This is a genomic window from Bacteriovorax sp. BSW11_IV, assembly GCF_000447755.1.
In the GTDB taxonomy this organism is placed as follows: Bacteria; Bdellovibrionota; Bacteriovoracia; order Bacteriovoracales; family Bacteriovoracaceae; genus BSW11-IV.
Window position 1 is genome coordinate 12815 of record NZ_AUNE01000059.1, and the last position, 20557, is coordinate 33371.

19 protein-coding genes, 1 tRNA gene and 1 other RNA gene are annotated in these 20557 nt (G+C 35.7%); 1 reads left to right on the top strand and 20 read right to left on the bottom strand.

The window, feature by feature from the left end; all coding sequences use genetic code 11:
- Position 1 precedes the first annotated feature (1 nt).
- The 9 genes from ftsW to mtnP form a co-directional block, all read right to left on the bottom strand.
- On the bottom strand, positions 2-1192 hold the full coding sequence (gene ftsW / locus M899_RS17135) for a putative lipid II flippase FtsW (RefSeq protein ID WP_052610377.1): 1191 nt from the start codon (positions 1190-1192) through the stop codon (positions 2-4).
- Between the two features lie 63 nt (positions 1193-1255).
- On the bottom strand, positions 1256-2638 hold the full coding sequence (gene murD / locus M899_RS17140) for a UDP-N-acetylmuramoyl-L-alanine--D-glutamate ligase (protein WP_021272774.1): 1383 nt from the start codon (positions 2636-2638) through the stop codon (positions 1256-1258).
- 5 nt (positions 2639-2643) lie between these two features.
- Positions 2644-3720 (bottom strand): phospho-N-acetylmuramoyl-pentapeptide-transferase, encoded by a 1077-nt coding sequence (mraY, locus tag M899_RS17145; RefSeq protein ID WP_021272775.1) that lies wholly within the window; start codon positions 3718-3720, stop codon positions 2644-2646.
- Positions 3721-3754: 34 nt separating this feature from the next.
- The gene (murF, locus tag M899_RS17150; protein WP_021272747.1) at positions 3755-5149 is read right to left on the bottom strand and encodes a UDP-N-acetylmuramoyl-tripeptide--D-alanyl-D-alanine ligase; all 1395 of its coding nucleotides are present in this window, start codon (positions 5147-5149) and stop codon (positions 3755-3757) included.
- On the bottom strand, positions 5149-6525 hold the full coding sequence (locus tag M899_RS18145; RefSeq protein ID WP_021272766.1) for a Mur ligase family protein: 1377 nt from the start codon (positions 6523-6525) through the stop codon (positions 5149-5151). Before M899_RS18145 ends, murF begins: the two co-directional genes overlap by 1 nt.
- Positions 6518-8443: a penicillin-binding transpeptidase domain-containing protein gene (locus M899_RS17160; RefSeq protein ID WP_021272761.1), complete on the bottom strand. Its 1926-nt coding sequence runs from the start codon at positions 8441-8443 to the stop codon at positions 6518-6520. The genes M899_RS18145 and M899_RS17160 overlap by 8 nt, the downstream gene beginning before the upstream one ends.
- Positions 8440-8781, bottom strand: coding sequence for a hypothetical protein (locus tag M899_RS17165; RefSeq protein ID WP_021272751.1), 342 nt, complete (start codon positions 8779-8781; stop codon positions 8440-8442). Before M899_RS17165 ends, M899_RS17160 begins: the two co-directional genes overlap by 4 nt.
- Positions 8782-8805: 24 nt before the next feature.
- On the bottom strand, positions 8806-9786 hold the full coding sequence (gene rsmH / locus M899_RS17170; RefSeq protein WP_021272755.1) for a 16S rRNA (cytosine(1402)-N(4))-methyltransferase RsmH: 981 nt from the start codon (positions 9784-9786) through the stop codon (positions 8806-8808).
- Entirely contained in the window at positions 9786-10625 is an 840-nt protein-coding gene (gene mtnP / locus M899_RS17175; RefSeq protein WP_021272759.1) for an S-methyl-5'-thioadenosine phosphorylase, read from the bottom strand. Before mtnP ends, rsmH begins: the two co-directional genes overlap by 1 nt.
- A 62-nt stretch (positions 10626-10687) precedes the next feature.
- Here mtnP and M899_RS17180 point away from each other — a divergent pair, with 62 nt between their 5' ends.
- On the top strand, positions 10688-11959 hold the full coding sequence (locus tag M899_RS17180; protein ID WP_021272767.1) for a hypothetical protein: 1272 nt from the start codon (positions 10688-10690) through the stop codon (positions 11957-11959).
- Here the strand turns inward: M899_RS17180 and M899_RS17185 are convergent.
- The 11 genes from M899_RS17185 to M899_RS17230 all read right to left on the bottom strand — a co-directional run bounded on the left by M899_RS17185 (position 11956) and on the right by M899_RS17230 (position 20473).
- A complete protein-coding gene (locus M899_RS17185; protein ID WP_021272754.1) occupies positions 11956-12546 on the bottom strand; it encodes a GTP-binding protein in 591 nt (196 codons plus the stop codon). The two genes, M899_RS17180 and M899_RS17185, sit on opposite strands and share 4 nt — an antisense overlap.
- Positions 12547-12558: 12 nt before the next feature.
- On the bottom strand, positions 12559-13071 hold the full coding sequence (locus M899_RS17190; RefSeq protein ID WP_021272772.1) for a roadblock/LC7 domain-containing protein: 513 nt from the start codon (positions 13069-13071) through the stop codon (positions 12559-12561).
- Positions 13072-13089: 18 nt separating this feature from the next.
- Positions 13090-13683: a recombination mediator RecR gene (recR, locus tag M899_RS17195; RefSeq protein WP_021272756.1), complete on the bottom strand. Its 594-nt coding sequence runs from the start codon at positions 13681-13683 to the stop codon at positions 13090-13092.
- A 9-nt stretch (positions 13684-13692) separates the two neighbouring features.
- Entirely contained in the window at positions 13693-14007 is a 315-nt protein-coding gene (locus M899_RS17200; RefSeq protein WP_021272764.1) for a YbaB/EbfC family nucleoid-associated protein, read from the bottom strand.
- An 11-nt stretch (positions 14008-14018) separates the two neighbouring features.
- The gene (gene dnaX / locus M899_RS18150) at positions 14019-15794 is read right to left on the bottom strand and encodes a DNA polymerase III subunit gamma/tau (RefSeq protein ID WP_021272749.1); all 1776 of its coding nucleotides are present in this window, start codon (positions 15792-15794) and stop codon (positions 14019-14021) included.
- An 89-nt stretch (positions 15795-15883) separates the two neighbouring features.
- Positions 15884-15979, bottom strand: an RNA gene (gene ffs, locus M899_RS18155) — signal recognition particle sRNA small type.
- A 69-nt stretch (positions 15980-16048) separates the two neighbouring features.
- Positions 16049-16744: a hypothetical protein gene (locus M899_RS17210; protein WP_021272786.1), complete on the bottom strand. Its 696-nt coding sequence runs from the start codon at positions 16742-16744 to the stop codon at positions 16049-16051.
- Positions 16745-17083: 339 nt separating this feature from the next.
- Positions 17084-17171, bottom strand: a tRNA-Ser gene (locus M899_RS17215).
- A 35-nt stretch (positions 17172-17206) separates the two neighbouring features.
- The gene (tadA, locus tag M899_RS17220) at positions 17207-17689 is read right to left on the bottom strand and encodes a tRNA adenosine(34) deaminase TadA (RefSeq protein WP_021272770.1); all 483 of its coding nucleotides are present in this window, start codon (positions 17687-17689) and stop codon (positions 17207-17209) included.
- Positions 17686-18423: a PilZ domain-containing protein gene (locus M899_RS17225; RefSeq protein WP_021272778.1), complete on the bottom strand. Its 738-nt coding sequence runs from the start codon at positions 18421-18423 to the stop codon at positions 17686-17688. Before M899_RS17225 ends, tadA begins: the two co-directional genes overlap by 4 nt.
- 19 nt (positions 18424-18442) lie before the next feature.
- Complete coding sequence (locus tag M899_RS17230) at positions 18443-20473, bottom strand: ATP-binding protein (RefSeq protein WP_034730252.1); 2031 nt, start codon at positions 20471-20473, stop codon at positions 18443-18445.
- Positions 20474-20557: the final 84 nt, after the last annotated feature.

Here is a 20557-nt window from a genome sequence, read left to right on the forward strand (position 1 = left end):
ATTATGCTTCTTTTCTTACACCTTGGAGGCGCATTCTGTCACGAAATTCGCTGTGAACATCGATAGACTCATGCGTGCTTTGTTCTTCCTCTTGTCTCATATCTCTATTGCGACTTGCTGATAAAATCAGTCCAATGGCAAAAAAGTTTGCAAGTAATGAAGATCCCCCATAACTAATAAACGGTAAGTTTAGGCCTTTCGTAGGTAGAAGTCCAAGAACGACTCCCATGTTTAATAGAGTTTGTAGTCCTAAGATAAAGACTAAAGAAGTAATAATTAAATATGAAATTTTTGACTGGGCCTTTACGGCCAATCTAAATCCAAAATATATAAGAGAGACATAAAGTGAAATGATAAAGAAGACACCAACAAACCCCAACTCCTCACCGATCACAGAAAAAATGAAATCGTTATGGGCCTCTGGCAAATAAAATAGTTTTTCAATTGAATTTCCTGGGCCTTTCCCAAAAAATCCACCATTCGCAAAACCTATCCAAGATTGAATAACCTGAAAACCACTTCCTTGTGCATTTTTCCAAGGATCCATGAAGGCCAACAGTCTTCTTACACGATATGGTTGAGATACAAGGAGAATAAGTCCAAGTACAAATCCAGATGTTACAAAGCTATAAAACCATTTGCGAGGAAACGAACTAAGAAAACAAGCGAAGGCCACAACCGCGAAACAAATTGAAAATGTCCCAAAGTCAGGTTGTAACAATAGAAGCATCAAAGGATAAACGAGACTGATCGCATATTTAATTTTTTTATTTTTATCGAGTAATGAAAAATTCTCAAAGAAGTAAATTGCAGATAATAAGATGGTGTACTTCACCATCTCACCTGGCTGGAATGATAACGGCCCCAAACGGATCCAACGATTAGCACCTTTTGCGAGGTTACCTAGGCCCGGAACAAAAGTTAGTGTCAAAATAAACGAGGCCGCAATATTTAACTGATAACTAAATTTATACCAAAACTTATATTTTGATTTTGCGACAAAGATACATAGACCAACTGAAACAATAAGATAGATACACTGACGCAACAGGTAATACACTGAAGAGCCGTAAACTTCTTTCGCATACATATAGCTGGAAGAATAAACCATTATCACGCCAATAATCACTATGGCGGCAAGTGTCATTGTGAAATATTTTAATGTGTTTCTATAAGATAAAGTTTCTTCCATATTATCAGTGTAATCACATACGGAAGAAAAAGCAAAGGCCGCTTTTAGGCGGCCTTAACTTTATTAGAGTTGGTATACAAGTTTTTTGAAGTAGTTTCCTCTCTCTTCATAATCACGGAAGAAGTCAGTAGCTTCATTCCCTGGCGAAAGAAGAATAACGTCACCTGTACGTGACTTTTGGTAAGCAAAAAGAACAGACTCTTCAAATGAACCAACGATAAACGTTTGATTGTGAATAGCAAGTGCTCTGTTCATTCTTTCTTTAGACTCACCTACAAGAACAATAACTCTAGAGTTACTTGCTACATCCTCAGCGAAATCTTCAAACTCTAACTCTTCATTGTCTTTACCACCAGCAATTAGGATTACTGGAGTTTTGAAAGAGTGAATTGATTGAATCATATCTTTCATTGTTTCAGCTTTAGAGTCGTTATAGAAACTTACACCATTTTTTTCCATTAAGAATTCAAGACGGTGAGGAATTCCAGGGAATTTCTCAATACATGCTTGGATTGCCTTGTCAGAAATATCTAGGGCCTTACAAGCTGTAATAGCAGCAAGTAGGTTCTCTCTATTGTTTTGACCAACGATTCTCATATTCTTTACTTTGAATTCTGAGTGGCAGTAAATATTTGAGTGGATTCTTCTATCGTGGAAGTGTGTTCCTTGAATCTCATTCATTACGCCCATTTGTACAAAAGATTTTCTTGAGTACCAGTATGTTTGGCAATTTGCATTTTTGAAGAATGCATTGTTAGCAAGTCTATCAAAGTTACAAACAAGAATATCATCTGGTGAAAGAGACTTAATGATTGAAAGTTTTGTTTCAATATAGTCACCAACAGACTTAAAGTGTTTAGTTGGGTAGCTTTCTGAGATGTTTGTGAAAACAACTAATTTAGGGTGAAAGTTTTGTAGCTTTCTCATTTGAGCTGCAGAAACCTCTACAACAACGTAATCAACTTCATCTCTATTAGGTAGCATTGCATATTCAATAAATGGACTCTCTGAAGTTCCACCAATAAATACTTCCTTACCGTCTTGCTTAAGAGTAAAGCCAATCATGTGAGCAACGGTAGTTCTACCGTAACTTCCACAAACAGCAATTACTGGCTTCTTACATAATAAGTTAGCTAGAGCAAATTCAGAATAAACTTCTTTACCGTGCTGTCTTGCAAGCTCTAGTTGAGGAAGTTCCGGGTCTACAGAAGAAGAATAAACAACAACATCAGCTTCTAAGAAATCCTCATCCTTATGCTCACCAAATGACATAGCAGGATTAGGAGTGATCTTTTTAAGTTTTTTTACGGCCTTATTTAAGTCGAAAATTGGCTTAATATCTGTAACTCTGATTTCACAATCAAGTCTATTGAAGAAGTTGATTAGTTTAAAACCTGTTCTTCCAACTCCAACGATTAAAACTTTTTTTCCTGTAAATCTATCCATTATATTTACCTCATTTTTAGAGTTGCTATTGATAAAATTGCTAAGAAAATACTAATGATCCAAAAACGTACGATTACTTTTGGCTCCGGCCAACCCTTTAATTCAAAGTGATGGTGAATAGGCGCCATTTTAAAAATTCTTTTCTTTCTAAGTTTGTAAGAGCCTACTTGAAGAATTACCGACAAGGCCTCAATTACAAAAATTCCACCGATCACAACAAAGAGAAGTTCATTCTTCGTCATCACAGCAAATGTTCCTAGTGCACCACCAAGAGATAGTGAACCAACATCACCCATAAAGATCTGAGCAGGGAATGAATTATACCACAAAAAGCCAACCCCCGCGCCCACAATAGCGGCGGCAAGAACTGTTAACTCACCCGCATTTTCAATGTAGGGGATAAATAAATAAGATGAAATCTCTTTATGCCCAGCTGCATATGCAATAATTCCAAGAGTTGCTGCACTCGTTACAATTGGACCAATGGCAAGCCCATCAAGTCCGTCAGTTAAATTTACTGCATTACTCGAACCCACAATAACAAAGGCCACAAAGAAGATATATATTGTACTCAAATTAATCACTGAACCTTTAACAAAAGGTGTATAAAGTTCAGTATCAATTGAACCTGTTTTCACAGCGAAATAGCCTGCTATAAAGGCCGTTGCAAATTGCCAAAGCAACTTACCCTTGGCCGAAACGCCCTTCGTGTTTTTCTTTAAAACTTTTAAATAATCATCCAAAAATCCAAGAGCGAAATATGAAACCATAACCCCTAATGTAATCACTAGAGGTATTGAGTTAAAGTTTCCTGTAAACAATAAAGTCAAAACAATTGTTCCAACAATAAAGACGCCACCCATAGTAGGTGTTCCTGCTTTTTTAAAATGGCTTTCTGGTCCATCATCTCTAACAACTTGGCCAAATTGTTTTCTCTTCATGTAATTAATAAACAATTGACCCCAAACAATAGATACAATTGTTGCAATAAGAAATGCCGCGAATGAACGAAATGTAATGTAACGGAAAATATTAAAAGCTGAGAACTCTTGACTCAGTGGGTAGAGAAAATGATATAACATAGCGTCTTCCAGACAAGATTAAATATATACAACCCTATCTTATATCTATTATTGACTCTAGTTGTAAAGAGCGGCTTGCTTTTAAGAAGAAATATTCATTATTTGCGTAGTGTAGAGGCCACTCTTTTTTTAACTCATCTGTCGTTTGGAAAACTTTTGAAAACGTACCTCTAAATTCATCAGCGTAGTAATGCGCATAGCGTCCGACAAAGAATGCTTTATTAAGACCAAGTTCATTTAAAAGATTGGCCACCGCATGGTGATGTTGCTCGGCCTGATCACCAAGCTCATTCATATCGCCAATGACAATTAAACTTTTTTCAATATCTAACTTATTTCGCACCAAGTAATTTTTAAAAGATCTCAATGCGGCCATCATTGAAGTTGGGTTAGCATTATAGGCATCCAAGAAGATATGCTTGTTTTTATCAAAGATCCATTCAGAACGATTCAACTTAGGAAGCTTAAAATTCTTTAGGACTTCGATCAAATCAAATGTGTGCCCAGGAATACATGCATTGATTAGCAAAAAGGCAGCAATCAAGTTTTGAATATTGTAATCTTCTTGGATATTTGAATTTTTGAATGAGATTTCGCTATCATTCCAAAACAAATCAACGGACTGATCATCCTTGATTGTAAAAGTAACTTCTTCTCCCAATCTTATAACTCCAGGAAAACTTGGCAGAGTTTTAAGATTCTTATCAAGTGCATTCAGAAGAAATATAGATTCTTTATCGGCATGATCACGAACGTATCTATAAAGAGCACCTTTCTCTTCCAGAATTTTTTCTACTGTTCCAAAAAATTCGATATGTGCGACACCAACACTTGAAATCATTCCAGATTGTGGACCAGCAAGCTCACATAAAAACTGAATTTCTCCAGGGTGATTCGTTCCCATTTCTACAATGGCAATTTTTTGTGAGTCCTCTAAATCTAGTAACGTGAATGGAACTCCTAAATGATTATTGAGGTTCCCTTTCGTTTTAAGTACACAACCGGGATAAATCTTATCTGCAAACGCAAATAACATTTCTTTTGTTGTCGTCTTACCATTTGATCCCGTAATGCCGATTATTCTACCGCCATTACTAACCCATTCGTCACGACGCTTCTTTGATATCTCTTGTAAAAATTTGATCGTATCTGAAACTAGAACGATTTTACTTTCAGGATATTTTTTTGCGATTTCTTCAACACTATTTAATTGAAATGTCTCATTGCTTATTACGGCCAAAGGACATCCCTTTTCTAAAATTTGCTCTAAAAATTTTCCACCATCAAACTTCTCACCCTTTATACCTAAAAAGGCCATTCCTTGTACGAACGCTCTGGAATCAGTACAAAGCTTCAGATCCTTTTTAAAAGAAGGGTTAAATGTATTAGTAATATACTTAGAGTCTTCTAGAATTTTTGAATCAAACATTATTGTTCCGAAATAATTTGTTCCACTATAGAAAAGTCACTAAAAGGAAGTTTCTCACCTTTTACTTCTTGATACTCTTCATGCCCTTTGCCTGCAATTAAGATTATAGATGGACCCTTCTTCGCATCAAAAGCTTTTCGAATAGCATCCGCTCTATTTTCTTCAATAATATAATTGGCATTTTCAACGCCCGGAAGAACATCATTAATAATCGCAAGAGGTTCTTCACTTCTTGGGTTGTCACTTGTAACAACTACAAGGTTTGAATATTTTGCAGCGGCCTGTCCCATTAAAGGACGCTTCGTTCTATCTCGATCTCCACCACAGCCAAAAACTGTAATCAAATACATATTTGGGAATGCACTGGCGATGGCATGACAAATATTTTTAATAGCATCTGGAGAATGGGCATAATCAATTACAAATAAATGATCGCCACATTCATATGCAGAAAATCTTCCCTTTGGAAGCTTTAGACCATAAAGATTATGATTCTTAATTCCTGTCAGATTTTCAAAAAGTTTAGTCGCTAGGAGTAGATTGTTAAAATTATACTTTGCTCTAAAAGCATAAGGGATATCATCTTCTTCAATATAAAAATCAGAGACAATCTCATAAGGAATATTTATCTTCTCAAGCCCTTGATAAACGCTTTCTTCATGCTCTGGAACAAAAAGATAGTTTTTATTTTTCAACTTGTCGCTGATTTTACTCTTTGCTTGAAAATACTCTTCTAATGTCCCGTGATAATCTAGGTGATCTTGTGAAAAGCTAGTCCATGCCCCTGCATCCAACATGACATCATAAAGTCTGTCTTGCATAAGAGCGTGACTACTCACTTCCATAAAAACTAAATCAAATTCATCTTGAAATTTATGAAGAATTTTTCTTAACTCTAAATATGATGGAGTCGTAGCACTGATCTCTGGATAAATCTCTTCATCAGCATCAAAAACGCCAAGAGTTCCAATGGAAAATGCTTTAACATTGTTGAGCTTTGCAATTTGAACAGCTAAGTTAACAGTTGTCGTCTTTCCATTTGTTCCTGTCACGCCTGCGATCTTCAACTTGTTCGTTAGCGGGTAGAGCTTATTACATATTGCTCTTTGACCTTCAAGAAAATCATTCACAACTATATAGTTCGCCTTAAGATCAGGAACTTCTCTATTTAATACGAGTAAACCGGCATTGGCCTTACTACTTCGTTCTAAGAAAACTGCAAGTGCTTTTTCATTTTCATGAATGAAGTAGAATACTAAATCATTCATCGAAGAATTTTGAATATTAGTTGTCGCATTACTAATATTAAAATCCCCATTAATAAATGAGGATTTTAAATTAGGACCTAAAAGTTCGATTAAGTTTTGTTTATTCATAAGTAGGTGGAGTGTAAATTAGCTTAACAACTGTGCTCTCGTCAATCTTTGTTCCGGCCTCAGGAATTTGCTTAGAAACAACCCCAATTCCTCTATGCGATAGCGACAATTGGAGCTTATCTCCTAATGCATTTGCAGATCTCTTATCAAGGCCAATGAAATTTGGAGCTTCACCTCTTCCGAGAATTCTCGTAGATGAGTGTTGGACTTGAACAGTATCGAAGGCCTTAGCATTTTCAAAATTTTCATTATTTGCCAAGTTAGAGAACTCTTTATTTTTATAGAGAATATACTGTGTAACCTTCTTGAATACCGGCGCAGTAACTGTCCCACCATAATATGATTTTCCAGCGCCCGGTTTATCAACATAGACATAAACCACAAATGGATTATTAACTCCAACAGGATATCCTAAAAAACCTGGAATATATCCATTATAGCGGCCTGTTTCATCAGTTCTTTGTGCAGTTGATGTTTTTCCAGCAATTGTATAATAAGGAATTTTCGCTCTCGTCCCTGTTCCATTTTCTACCGCATTAACAAGCATTCTTGTCAGTTCGTTTGCAACGTTCTCAGGAATCACTCTTTTTGTTTCAGGTTTTTCACCCTCTTTGCGCTTAACAATCGTAGGCTTCACAAAAACCCCGCCATTAGCGACTGTGGCATATGCTGAAAGCATTTGAATACCCGTTGTGGCAACACCTTGACCAAAACTAATATTAGACAAACTAAGAGGCCTTACATTCTCATCTTCAGTAAAAATCCCACGAGATTCACCAGGCAATTCAATATTAGTCTTCTCTCCAATACCAAAATTAACTAGCGTTTTTCTAAGTTTTGGAAAAGTTAAATCGAAAGCAATTTTAGTCGTACCGACGTTAGAACTGTATTTGATAATCTCATCAACACTTAACCACTCAAATTGTTTGCGCGATTCGGCCTCAGAAATAATGTGACCTTCAACTTTAATCTGTCCTCTTTCGCAATAATAATTAGTATCACTCTTAGCAATATTATTTTCTAAAGCAGATGCTACAGTTAAAATTTTAAACGTTGACCCTGGCTCAAAAGGATCACTAATAAAAGGAAGTTTTCTCAATTCTGATTTGTAATCTTGTGGTTCATTTGGATCAAAATTTGGATAATTTGCCATCGCCAAAATTTCACCCGTTCTAATATCAATAACGCCAATTCCACCGCGTTTGGCCTCAAATTCATCAACTGCTTCTTTCAAGGCCTTCTCGGCGACCGCTTGTATATCTTTATCAATTGTCAGATAGATATCTTTTGCACGATCACCAATTTCAGTACTTTCATAGCGTACAGGTCTTCCCTTTCTATCTATAATATACTTCATAATCTTAGGCTCTCCCCTAAGATCAGAGTCATAAGCATATTCAATTCCTGAAAGACCGGCATTATCAATACCAACAAAGCCTAAGGACTGAGATAGAAGTTCGTGATTTGGATAAAATCTTTTTGGAACAGCTTCAATATAGATTCCTGGAAGATCTTTGATCTTCTCCACCTGCTCATCAGTTAGTCTCATTTTACGACCCAACCAAGTGAATCGTTCTCTGTTTGATACTTTTTTAACTATTGTATCGTATGAAAGTTCAGGAATAATTTTTGCTAACTTTTTATACTCATCTTTCGGATTTTCCATATTTTTAGGAATTGTAAACAATGAGTATGTTTGAATGTTGATAGCCAATGGGTTTCCATTTCTATCATAAATATTACCGCGTTTGGGATATACTTTTCTTTCACGAAAGAACTGCTTCTTTGCTTTAGTAATCAGTTTCTCTTTATCGAGGACTTGAACTTTAAAGGCCTTCCCTGCCACAATTAAAAAGGCAAACATAAAGCCTAAGAAGATTCTAAATACTAATTTCGCGTTTCTTTCTTTATCGTTCATGGAATTACAATAATCTGATGCTGTTTCGGCTCACTAAGATCAAACTTCTTCGCCATTTTTCTTAAGTTATTAACAGAGAGCATTCTCGCCTTGCGGGCCTTAAGCTCTTTTCCTTCAACTACAACTTGCTCTATATCTCTATTGATACTTGTAATGTTGTAATTAAGTTCAACACCTTTCATTCTAAAAAGAACAAAAAGAATACCTATAATTGAAATTGTAAGAAATATTGGTAGACCTTGGGAACTTAAAAATATTTTTTTTAATTGTTCCTTAGCTTTGGTTTTAAATGCCGAAGAAGTCGGCACTGCCTTCTTCTTTTTCTTGATAACGGCCATATTCACTCCTTGAATAAAAAGCTGTTAATTACCTTTTAGGTGCTCGTACTTATTTTTGGATTTTTTCCTTTCAATCCTTTCTAATATTCTTAGTTTAGCACTTCTTGATCTAGAATTCTCTAAAATTTCTTCTTTTGTTGGTACAATTGGTTTTTTAGTTAATTGCTCACAAGGAATGCTGCCATCTGTCATATTTTTAAATGCGACTTTTGTAATACGATCTTCTAGTGAATGAAAGCTAATTATTGCTAATCGGCCACCAACTCTTAGTAAAGGTAATACTTGATCGAGGAGCTCTTCTAATACTTGAAGCTCTTGATTTACTTCAATCCTTAATGCCTGAAAGCTCTTCGTGGCCGGATTGATTCCATCGTAACGCATTTTCTTTGGGTAACAATGAAAGATGAGATCTTCTAATTGTTTCGTTGTCTTAATTGGCTCAACGGCCCTTTGTTCAACAATCCTCTCTGCAATTCTTCTTGCAAACTTTTCTTCTCCGTATTCGCGAAGAATTTTTTCCAATTGAATTTCAGAGTAATTATTAACGATATATTCAGCCGTCATGATGTCGTCATTATCGACATCCATTCTCATGTCGAGAACAGCATCACTTCTAAAAGAGAATCCCCTCTCACCTTTATCAAAGTGATGAGAAGAAACACCAAGATCAAGAAGGATTCCATCAAAGCCACCTTGTTCGATGATGTCTTGTCTCTTCTCTTTTATATATGTTGGAAAATTGCGAAAATTAGAATCAACAAGATCAATTCTTGAGCTTGCATTTTCTTTTTCGATTCTATTTCTTCCGTTATTCAATGCATCTGGGTCTTGGTCAAAACACACAAGTTGATTTTTAACATTCTGATGAAAAAGCGCAAAGCTATGTCCACCACCACCAAATGTTAAATCGGCATAAAAAAACTTATCGCGAGACTCTTCCTGAACTTCAGTTAGAGTCTCGATACATTCTTTTTTTAATACTGAGTAATGTTGTGTGTATGTCATTATTTAACTAAAACCTCAATCCATTGCTTTTGCTCTTCAGTCATTCTTTCCTTCGGAGTCATGATTCCACCAGCGTTCTCTTTAATCACATTGATTGGATTTGTATAAAGATCTGGAAGAACTTTCAAAAGAAGTTGTTGAGCAGCAGCGTTGTTTTGGTGCATTACTTTCATAATTTCTTCAACTGTACAGTGTTCTTCTTTCCAACAATCGTAATCAGTAACCATGGCCACTGTTGCGTAAGACATTCCCGCTTCTTTTGCGAGATATGATTCAGGAACATTAGTCATACCAATAACATCTGCACCAAACGATCTATAGATTGCCGACTCTGCTTTACTAGAAAACTGTGGACCTTCAATACAAATATAGCTCCCACCTCTGTGATACTTAAGTTCAAGCTCATCACAAAACTTTGCAAGTCGAGATTGTAGCTCTTTGCAAATCGGCTCGGCAGTAGATACGTGAGCAACAATTCCATTTCCAAAGAATGTTCTCTCTCTCTTACCTTTTGTCCAATCGATGAATTGATCAGGTAGTACAAATGTTGTTGGATTGTGTTCTTCTTTCAAAGAACCTACTGCTGATACACTTACGATCACTTCAACACCTAATTTCTTAAGTGCGAAAATATTCGCTCTATAATTTACTTCATGTGGCAAATAGCTATGGTTTCTTCCATGTCTTGGAAGAAAATAAAACTTATTACCATTATATTCAGCTTCAAAAATTTTATCACTAGGGGTACCAAAAGGTGTTGAAACTTCATGTTCAGCTACAATATTAAACCCTTCAAGTTTATATACACCGCTTCCACCGATTACGCCTACCGCCTTCATAGAATCCCCTTGTTTGACGAGATAATTGTTAGATGCCACAATTTTATACTCATCATGTTAGAATGGAAACTCTATTTAGTAGTGTAGGGGCCAATAGAAAAGATTACATTATGATGAAAGATCAAATTCACGACATAAATCTTCATTATAAATCTCTTCTTAAGAAGATTGGGCACCATAATGCGCGAAAACTGCGTTATAAAAAAATTCTAACCAGTGCTTCGAAAACATCATCTCGTGAAATTTTTGAGAAGATTTGTGATTTTAAAAATGGCATTTCACCAAATGACTTAACAGATCTTATAAAAAAAATGACCAATGCAAGTACTTGGATTGGTCATACATATTTGCGCTATCTAATTTCTCACGTCAATTTCACAAGCTATGGCAATAGCATTTCTAATTCAGATAAAGTTGAAGATATTTTAGAACACGTTAGGCGAGGAATACCATTAAATGGAAGATACTCCCACGATGATATATTCAAAGCAATCTATGATGAATGTGAATTACGTCATTATTTTCCAGATCATAAACCTGCGCTAAGAATTCCAAAAACAAATGTTACCGTTGTCCTCATTTCTGGTGTTCTTAATGAAATTTTTTCTACTGCTGCTTTTGAAAGAGGAGCCGATCATCTTTGTCAAATCAGTCACGCTAAATACATTACTACAAATGTAAAAGGGACAAAGAGTAGTGAACACAATAGTGAACTCATTGCAAAACAGCTAACAAAATATATTGATGAAAATCCTGAAGAGAAACTTTGGTTAATTGGCTTTTCAAAAGGGGGAGTAGATGCTCTTCACTTTATGAGAAATCATAGAATATTCTGCGAAAGAAATGTCATCGGACTCTCGACTGTTGCGAGCCCAATCCTAGGTTCAGATCATGTGAATAATAAATTCATTGGTGTTCTTAATCAGCTTCATAAGTTAAGTGACAATCCTATCTACAAATATATAGAAGAGACTAGGGGAACACTTGGTCCAGAATTTCAAAAATCACTTTCATCTTCTCACCAACGAGTGTGGTTTCGTCATAATCATCAAGAACTTCCCAAGTCACCGTTTTATACTTCTGTAGCTTTTGAATCAAGCTGGTATGAAAGTCATCTTTGGATGATTCTTACAAAACTCATTTTTAGAAGTCGTAAAAGTAATGATGGGGTAGTGGATGTTGAGAATGCAACCTTCCCAAGCTATTTCAACGGGATCAATTTAGGAATTTTACGAGGGCATCATTTAGTTGGGACTCGTTCAAGCCACTTTTGCCAAGAGGCCCTAATGGAATCCCATCTTATTTTTTTAAAATATTTAGGCCTTATTGATTAATTAAGGCCACCTTTCAAATTCATAAGAACTAACTTTGAGATACTTTTTAAAGTTTCAAATACTCCATTTCCACTGACAGCAATACCATCAAATTCTGGGGCATCCCACTTGTTAAGCTTCTCTTTCAAATCTTCCACAGAGACTGCGTTTGGAAGATCACGCTTGTTCCATTGAAAAACAAGAGGAATCGTTGAAATATCATAACCTTGCTCTTCTAAATTTTTCTCAAGGCCACGCAAACTTTCAATATTAGCTTCCATCCTCTCAACTTGTGAATCTGCAACAAATACAATCCCATCTACTCCGCGAAGAATCAGTTTTCTTGAAGCTTCATAGAATACTTGTCCAGGTACTGTATACAGGTGAAAGCGAGTTTTAAAACCTCTTACTTCACCAAGTTCTAGTGGTAAAAAATCAAAGAATAGAGTTCTTTCATTTTCAGTGTTTAGAGTAATCATTTTACCCTTATTATCGCCACTTGTTTTTTGATACACATATTGAATATTAGTCGTCTTTCCACCTAGGCCCGGACCATAGTAGACGATCTTACAATTAACTTCTTTAGTGTTGTAATTGACAAAAGACATCCCAATCCCGCCCTAGTTTCCAAATGCAAATAATGAATCAACTTCATCATCTGTAATATCGTTAAATAAAAAATCACTTTCACTTTTCAATACCGGAGTTTCATTATTATCTACAAAAACTTCCTGTAAAAAATATTCAAGCTGATCTCTTGTTGTTCTTATTTTATTTTTAAGTTGTGCTGGATTTGTCATGTCTTTGAATACTAATCCAAGTTGATACTCAGCACCTGCATGTTCAACTGGAAGTAGATATAAACCACCTGAACTTGTATCAAAACTTAAACGAAAATCATCTTCATCTTTAGTATTTGGAATCATGTCAATTAAGGCCTTCGCCGCTTGCCACAAACCACTTGTTAGAGCACCAATGGCCTCTTTTTCAATTTCATTTTGAAAATAAGATTTCGAATAAAGAAGTACACCGTCCCTACGTGCAAAGATAACTGCAAAATTATCTACGACTGAGAAGTTTGCTACATTTTCGAAAAAGTCATTCACAGAATTTATAAACTTTTCTTGATTCACAATGTGACTCCTTTCACATTACATTTTTCTTCTATTCTCTAGCGCCTTTGAAATTGTGAGAGAGTCCAAGTGTTCTAAGCTACCACCCATTGGAATCCCAAACCCAATTCTATCAACGACAACATTGTCCGGTAACAATCCCTTGATATACGAACAAGTTGCATCTCCTTCAACTGAAGGATTTACAGCTAAGATAACAGTTCCGACACCTTCGTTTTTAATTCTCTCTACGAGAAAATCCAAATTCAATTCATCTGGACCCACACCAAGAAGAGGATTTAAAACGCCACCTAAGATATGAAACTTCCCATCATATTGACCACTGCGCTCGATCGCAAGCAAGTCACTGGCCGTTTCAACAATACACAGATTAGGGGAGTTAAAGCGCCCCTCGTTGCTACATATTTTACAAATATTATTATCTGAAAACATACCGCATTTTTCACAGTGCTTAAGATCACATAGTCCATCCATTGCTTTAGCAAAGGCATGGAGTTCAGTCTTCTTCCACTTTGTCAGAAAAAGTACTTGTCTTAAGGCCGTTTTTTGACCAACTCCCGGAATTTTCGAGAATTGGTCAACTAAATCCATGAGTGTCTTAGGTAGTTCCAACGTCTATTCCTAAAATAGTCCAGGGATATTTAATCCACCAGTTACTTTAGACATCGCCTTTGAAACCATATCTTGTGATTCTTTAACAGCTTGATTAACAGCAGTAAGAACTAGTTCTTCTAATGACTCAACATCATTTGGATCTACACATTCTTTATTAAGTTTAATTTCAAGAATTTCTTGCTTTCCATTAACTTTGATTTTTACCATTCCACCACCAGCAGAGATATCTAGTTCACGAGTTTCAAGCTCTCTTTGTAGAGTTGAAATCTTCTGTTGCATCATCTGTGCTTGCTTCATAAGGTGATTCATATTTTTAGACATCTTGCCTCCAATTATTTTTTATCAATTACGACTTTATCTACTTTTGAATTAAAAATATCCTGAGCTGAAACGATTAGAGGATCATTTAAAATTTTCTCTCTTTTTTCATTCAGCTTTTTTTCTTCATCCATTTCCTTGATATCTGCCCTAGAAATAAAATTTTCTTCCTCAGACTCAACCATCATAATATTTAGTGAAACATCTTCGCAGTTGAAATATTTTTTCAAGTTATCAACAAGTTTTGCACGAGATTCACTTTCATTAATGTAATCGAAGAATACTTTTCCAGACTTTGAAAAACCTAATTCGACCATAACGCGTCTACCGTCATAATGAAGAGGCGACACAAGGTTGCCTTGTTCAAGATTTGAAGCGGCAGCAGGTGATATACCACCAAGAGCGCCAAGAAATCCTTCCCAAGTTTTCTCTCCATCAGATGTCAAAACAGGAGCACTCACCGATAGCTGGAATCTAGCAACAGCTTCTTCATCCATTTGCGGCCCTTCTTCGGCCTGACTCATAGATTTTTCTTCTTCTATTTCTTCTAGGATCTTATCAAATTTGATTTCTTTTCTTTCTTCTTGAATAGGCTCAGGAGCTTCTTCTTTTTGAACCTCTGCTTGAACTTCTGTAGTCTCTTTCAAAACTTCAACTTCAGTTTTGATCGATTCAATTGGTTCTATTTTTTCAGTTTTTTTTTCTGTTTGTATTGATGGAATCACTGCAGATGAAGTTGCACCATCAAAGAAAGATCTTCTAAGGGCCAGCTTTTTTAGAATTATTTCTAATGATTTAACAGGCAACAACGAATCCATCACCCAGTTTGCATCTTTTGAAATTGTCTCGTAAATCCACATTGACTCAGCTGGTGAAACATCAGCAGGCATTTTCCCAGAATCAATAAGTTCAAAAATATAATCAAGAACAGATGTTAATAGATTTTTAACACTGATATTTTCAGCAATAATCTCACGAACTTTCAATGAAACCGTTCTTTCATCTCCTACAAGTATTCCTTGCACTAGATCCTTAACGGCAGATATTTTTGCAATCCCTAATGCAAGAGAAACACGATCCTCTGTTACATTATTGTCTTCACAAAAACTAAGAACTTGATCAAATAATGAGAGCGTATCTCTAAATGATCCATTTCCTTGCTTACAAATAATTTCAATAAGCTCATCATTTTGAAATGAAATCCCCTCAACATTTGCAATATGCTTAACATGTTTTACAAGATCGGGGAGTGCTGCATTTCTGAAATCAAATCTTTGACAACGCGAAAGTACCGTTCCCAATAATTTTTCAGGTTCAGTTGTCGCTAAAATAAAGACCGCATGCGCTGGTGGTTCTTCGAGTGTTTTCAACAATGCATTGAATGCATTAGTTGAAAGCATATGAACCTCGTCAATAATATAAACTTTATATTTACCAACAGTTGGAAGATATTGAACGTTACTAATTAAATCACGAACATCATCAACAGAATTATTAGATGCCCCATCAATTTCGATTACGTTCATCGACGATTGAGAATCAAAATCTTCACATGAATTACAGTGGCCACACGGATTGCCATCATCCTGTCTGTTTTCACATCTAAGCGACTTGGCAAACATTCTTGCGATGGTTGTTTTTCCAATTCCGCGAGTTCCAGTCAAAATATAAGCGTGCCCAATTTGATCGCGAGAAAGCGCATTTTGCAAAGAGCGCGTGATGTGCTCTTGACCGATGACTTCTTCGAATCTCTTTGGTCGCCATTTTCTGGCTAAAACCTGATAAGACATAGCGTTACCCTAATTGGAATTTACAATTTAAATCTTGATAATGTTAGCTTATTGGAAACGAGTTTGACAGGATTTAATGAGGTTTTGGGGCAGCCGATCCATACAACACAATACCTCTACGGCTACCGTTGCTTCGTTCCCGACCTGGCGGAGTTCACCAAGAAAATACTCGCTGTAGGATCGACTACCGTGTGCATCTTATTGATTGGAGGTCTTTGTGTCAACCCTATTAAAGTACGATTATGGTACATTAACTATTTTCTAATAGTGGCCCTTGATTTCTCTGGCTGACTATCAAAAGTTGGAATTTCTTTTACTGTGTCTCTACTTTTATCATTTATATCAAATCGTGTTGGCTCAGAATAATGATCTTTAGAGTCTTCAATATTCATGGGAACAACAACAACTATTTTCTTATCAATATATACATAGTTTTCAGGAAGGTTAGGAATACCTGGATACTGAGCAATGAAGCCAAGATATTTTTTCTTATCAACAAAAACAACTTCCTGCCCGTCGATCATGACATGATTTGCTGGTTGGTTCGCAATACCTGGATAGAAACTTGGATTCGTATTTATCTCGCTGGCCTTGAGTACAACAACATCCTTTCCTTCTATAAAAAGATGATTCTCTTTTTTGCCAGCAATTCCGGCGCTCTTTTTTAAATAGCTATCATATTCTGAGTCCGGAACAATCAAATAAGGATAGGCGATGACCTCATCTTTTTCATTCATAAAAATGTGGTTCGCTGGCCTAGTTGCAATTCCAATTTGTGTTGATAAAAATTTATCGTATTTATGAAAGGGGACAATCACTGATGTTTTATTATCGATGTACAGATACTCGGCAGGTTTATCATTTAATCCACCATACTTCTTCTGCAACAACTGCGCATTTGCATTCATTGATAAAATCAAAGCTACTAATACAAATTTGGATACTTTCATGGTCTCTCCCTCTTTCACGTATCGGAGTAGACTTCTTTTTTTAAAATATTTTTATTTAAAAGTGCTTTAGCTTTACTGAAAACAGGCAATTGGCCAAGCGTCAGCACTGGCGTATCATATTGAAGAAGAAAAGTGCAGATAGAGCAATGGCGGAGAACACTGAAAGCGAGAGCTTTCAGCAAGATTAGCCAAACGTCAGTGCTGGCGTATCAATTTGAAGTGGATGATATGAACAATTATAAAATGGCGGAGAACACTGAAAGCGCGAGCTTTCAGCTAGATTAGCCAAACGTCAGTGCCGGCGTATCATATTGAAGAAGAAAAGTGCAAATAAAGGAATGGCGGAGAACAAGGGATTCGAACCCTCGATACGTTGCCGTATACACGCTTTCCAAGCGTGCGCCTTCGACCACTCGGCCAATTCTCCGTAGAGAAATTTATAACATTTATCGTAATTTCTGTCTAACCTTGTTTGTAGCTGTACTTTCCTCTTTTCTCACGAAAGAAAGTGGATAAAAGCTTAGAGCATTCAAAGTGTAAGATGCCACCAGTTACTTTGAAAGCATGATTGAGACGATTGTCTTTATATAGATTGTAATTGAGACTTAGGGCGCCGCCTTTTGAATCATAAGCACCAAAAACAACGCGCTTAACTCTTGCTTGAACCATGGCCGCAAGACACATTGGGCACGGCTCAAGAGTAACGTAGAGAGTACTATTAATTAGACGCCAATCTCCAATCTTTTGGGCAGCGGCCTTTATTGCTAAGATTTCGGCGTGGCCGCAAGGATCATTATTTTTTTCTTTGAAATTACATTCTTTGGCCAGCACTTCACCCTGAGGCCCTACGATAACTGCCCCTATAGGGACTTCATCTAATTTATAGGCCCTATTGGCCTCTTCAAGGGCCATTTGCATATACCAAAGATCATCTGAAACTTTCAAACAAGATTATCCTTTGAAAATTTTTGTTCGCGTACAAGTCTTTTCTTACTGCGCCAAAGTGTATTTAACTTTTTGTAATCTTCTTCAATTCTTTCTAATGAGTCAAATAGTCTGAGCCCATATATATTAGGTCTTCCAATTGAATAGTTTCTTTTACTCACAATTTCACATTTTAGTGAAACCTCTGTTCCACCTTCATGAAAAAAGACTTTAACGATTTCACCTGGCTTGTAATTTTCAAATGACTGGAGCCCAAGCGCCATTCTTCTCACATCAACAATTCGTCCTTCAACTTTTTTACCATCACTTTCAATATCAATCTTCAGGTCTGTTCTAAAGCGAAAGTCATATTCCCACCAACTCACGACTGGGTAGTACAGTGGAGAAGATAGGGCATACATCTGAATACTTTGAAATATAAGCGCCAGTACAAAAACGTAAATGATATTAAAGTGACCATAGACAAATATGCCATCATAAAGATGAAATAAGATATCGAGCATTATAAATAATGAAAGTGTCCAGTATGTGTAATAAAATCTCTTCAGTGATCTATAGTAGAAGCTATAAAAAATGGTGAGACCAATTACTTTTGCAAGAGGATAAAGAATATCACCTGTATAAACAGCAACACTGACCTCTCCAAGAACTAACAAAAAGAACACGCCCCAAAAAAGAATCTGAATTTTATTGTGGTCTTGACTAAGATTTAATTTTTCTAGAATTTCTATCATAAAACTATAATAGCTTTAATCAATGCATTTTCATAGATGGGCCCTGAGCTTCTCTGGCTATTCCTTCATATATTTTTTCAAATAACATATTCTTCTTAATCGGTTTGGCCAAATACTCATTACATCCGGCGGCAAAGCACTTCTCACGCTCTGCTGAAATAGCATGAGCGGTAAGCGAAATAATGTACGAATAAGGTATTCTATTTTCTCGTTCAAATTGACGGATATGAATAATGGCATCATTTCCATTCATAATTGGCATCTGAACATCCATGATCACTATATCATAGGGATTCTTTGAATACGCATCAACGGCTTCTTTACCATTCAAGCAAAAATCAACTTCAATATTTAATTTCGCGAAATAGAGTTTCAATAAATTAATATTATCTTCTGCATCGTCTACTACAAGAATTCTTAAACCTTTGTTCTGATTTATCTGTTCAACATAATCAATTTTGTCCTTGTACGTCTGCTTGATTTGAACAATATTTCTTAAATGTATAATAAATTTAAACGTTGTTCCTTCATCTACCTTAGAATCGACTTCCATTTGTGAGTCCATTAGTTTCAAAACTTTTTGGCAAAAGCTAAGACCCAATCCTGTCCCACCAAAATTTGCAAAAATAGATGAGTCCTGTTGAGAAAAAGGTGTGAATAATTTAGATAAGTAGTTTTTTGCAATACCAATACCTGTATCTTTGACAGAGAAAATATATCTCTCGCCAGATTCTCTCTCCATAGAAATTTTCACATAACCTTTTTCTGTAAACTTCAATGAATTACTCAATAAATTAATGAGAATTTGTCTTATATGTACAGCGCTACCTTCCAAGTATCTTGGTACATTTTCATCAATAGACAACAATAGCGAAATCTCTTTTTTATCCGCCCTATATTTAAACATTCCGATAACATCTTCTATAAGAACCCTCGGTTCAAAAATCTCTTCGTGAAGTTCAAATTGACCTGCCTCAATTTTACTAATATCCAAAACTTTATTGATAATATCTAGAAGGTTATTACTTGCGTTGGAAATACTCCCTATCAATTTTCTATGATGATCTGGTAAATCACTTTCTTCTAAAATTTCCGTTGTTCCAATTATGGTGTTTAATGGCGTTCTGATCTCATGACTCATTGAAGATAAGAATTGACTCTTCAACTTTTCGGATTCAAGTGCTCTTTCTTTTTCATTTTTTAACTTTTGTTCAAAATCATTAACTGAATCAAGCATAGTTCTAAGTTTCACGATCAAGTGGCCGAGACCAGTTCTATTCCATGATTTTTTAAACATGAAGCTTCTATCTCCTCTGGAAATTGCTTCAATGCCTTCTATGGCCTCATCAAGTGGATACAGAAGAAATCTATATACATATGCAAAGAAAGTTAGGCCGGTTAGAATAAAAAAGATCACTATGAAGTAGTTATATCCTAGTATGCGACCAATATCATTTTCTAAAGAAGCTGAAGAAGTTGTTATAATCGAATCAATTTCATCTGAGAAATAAATAAGATTATCATTCAAGTTATTGTTCAGGTTGAATAAATCTTCAATCAACTCATCAGTATTACTCTTATCACCTTTTTCAATTCTTCTTAATAACTGCGAAGTTGTTATATTAATATCGCGTACTGAATCTTCTAATGTAATTAAAGATAAATAAGCATATCGTCTTTGTTCATCATTAAAACTTTGAGAATTAATGATCTGCTTACCTTTGGCCAGTTCAATTTTAATTTTTTCAATATTTGCTTCAATATCTTTTTTTATTTTAGATAAAGCGAAACTACGGCCAGATTCCAATTCTCCATTTTGACTCATCTCACGGCTCAATAAGCTTACATTTCGACTGTTCTTTAACAGAAGATCAATAATATTATCAAAAACTTTTGTGAGAGGGATTTCATGCTTAGTGATTAGACCAATATCGCTATTGACCCGACTAATAGAAGAAAGTGTGAAGACTGACATAGCGACAAAAATTAGAAATACGAATGTACCAATAATTAAAAATCTGTATCGCGTTTTGTATTTTCTTTTCACCATAATAGAACCCAGTTTCTAGGGAAATTCTATCATGGTGAAAACTATAACCAGCTTAAGAAAACTTCATTTTTATAGATTGAAATC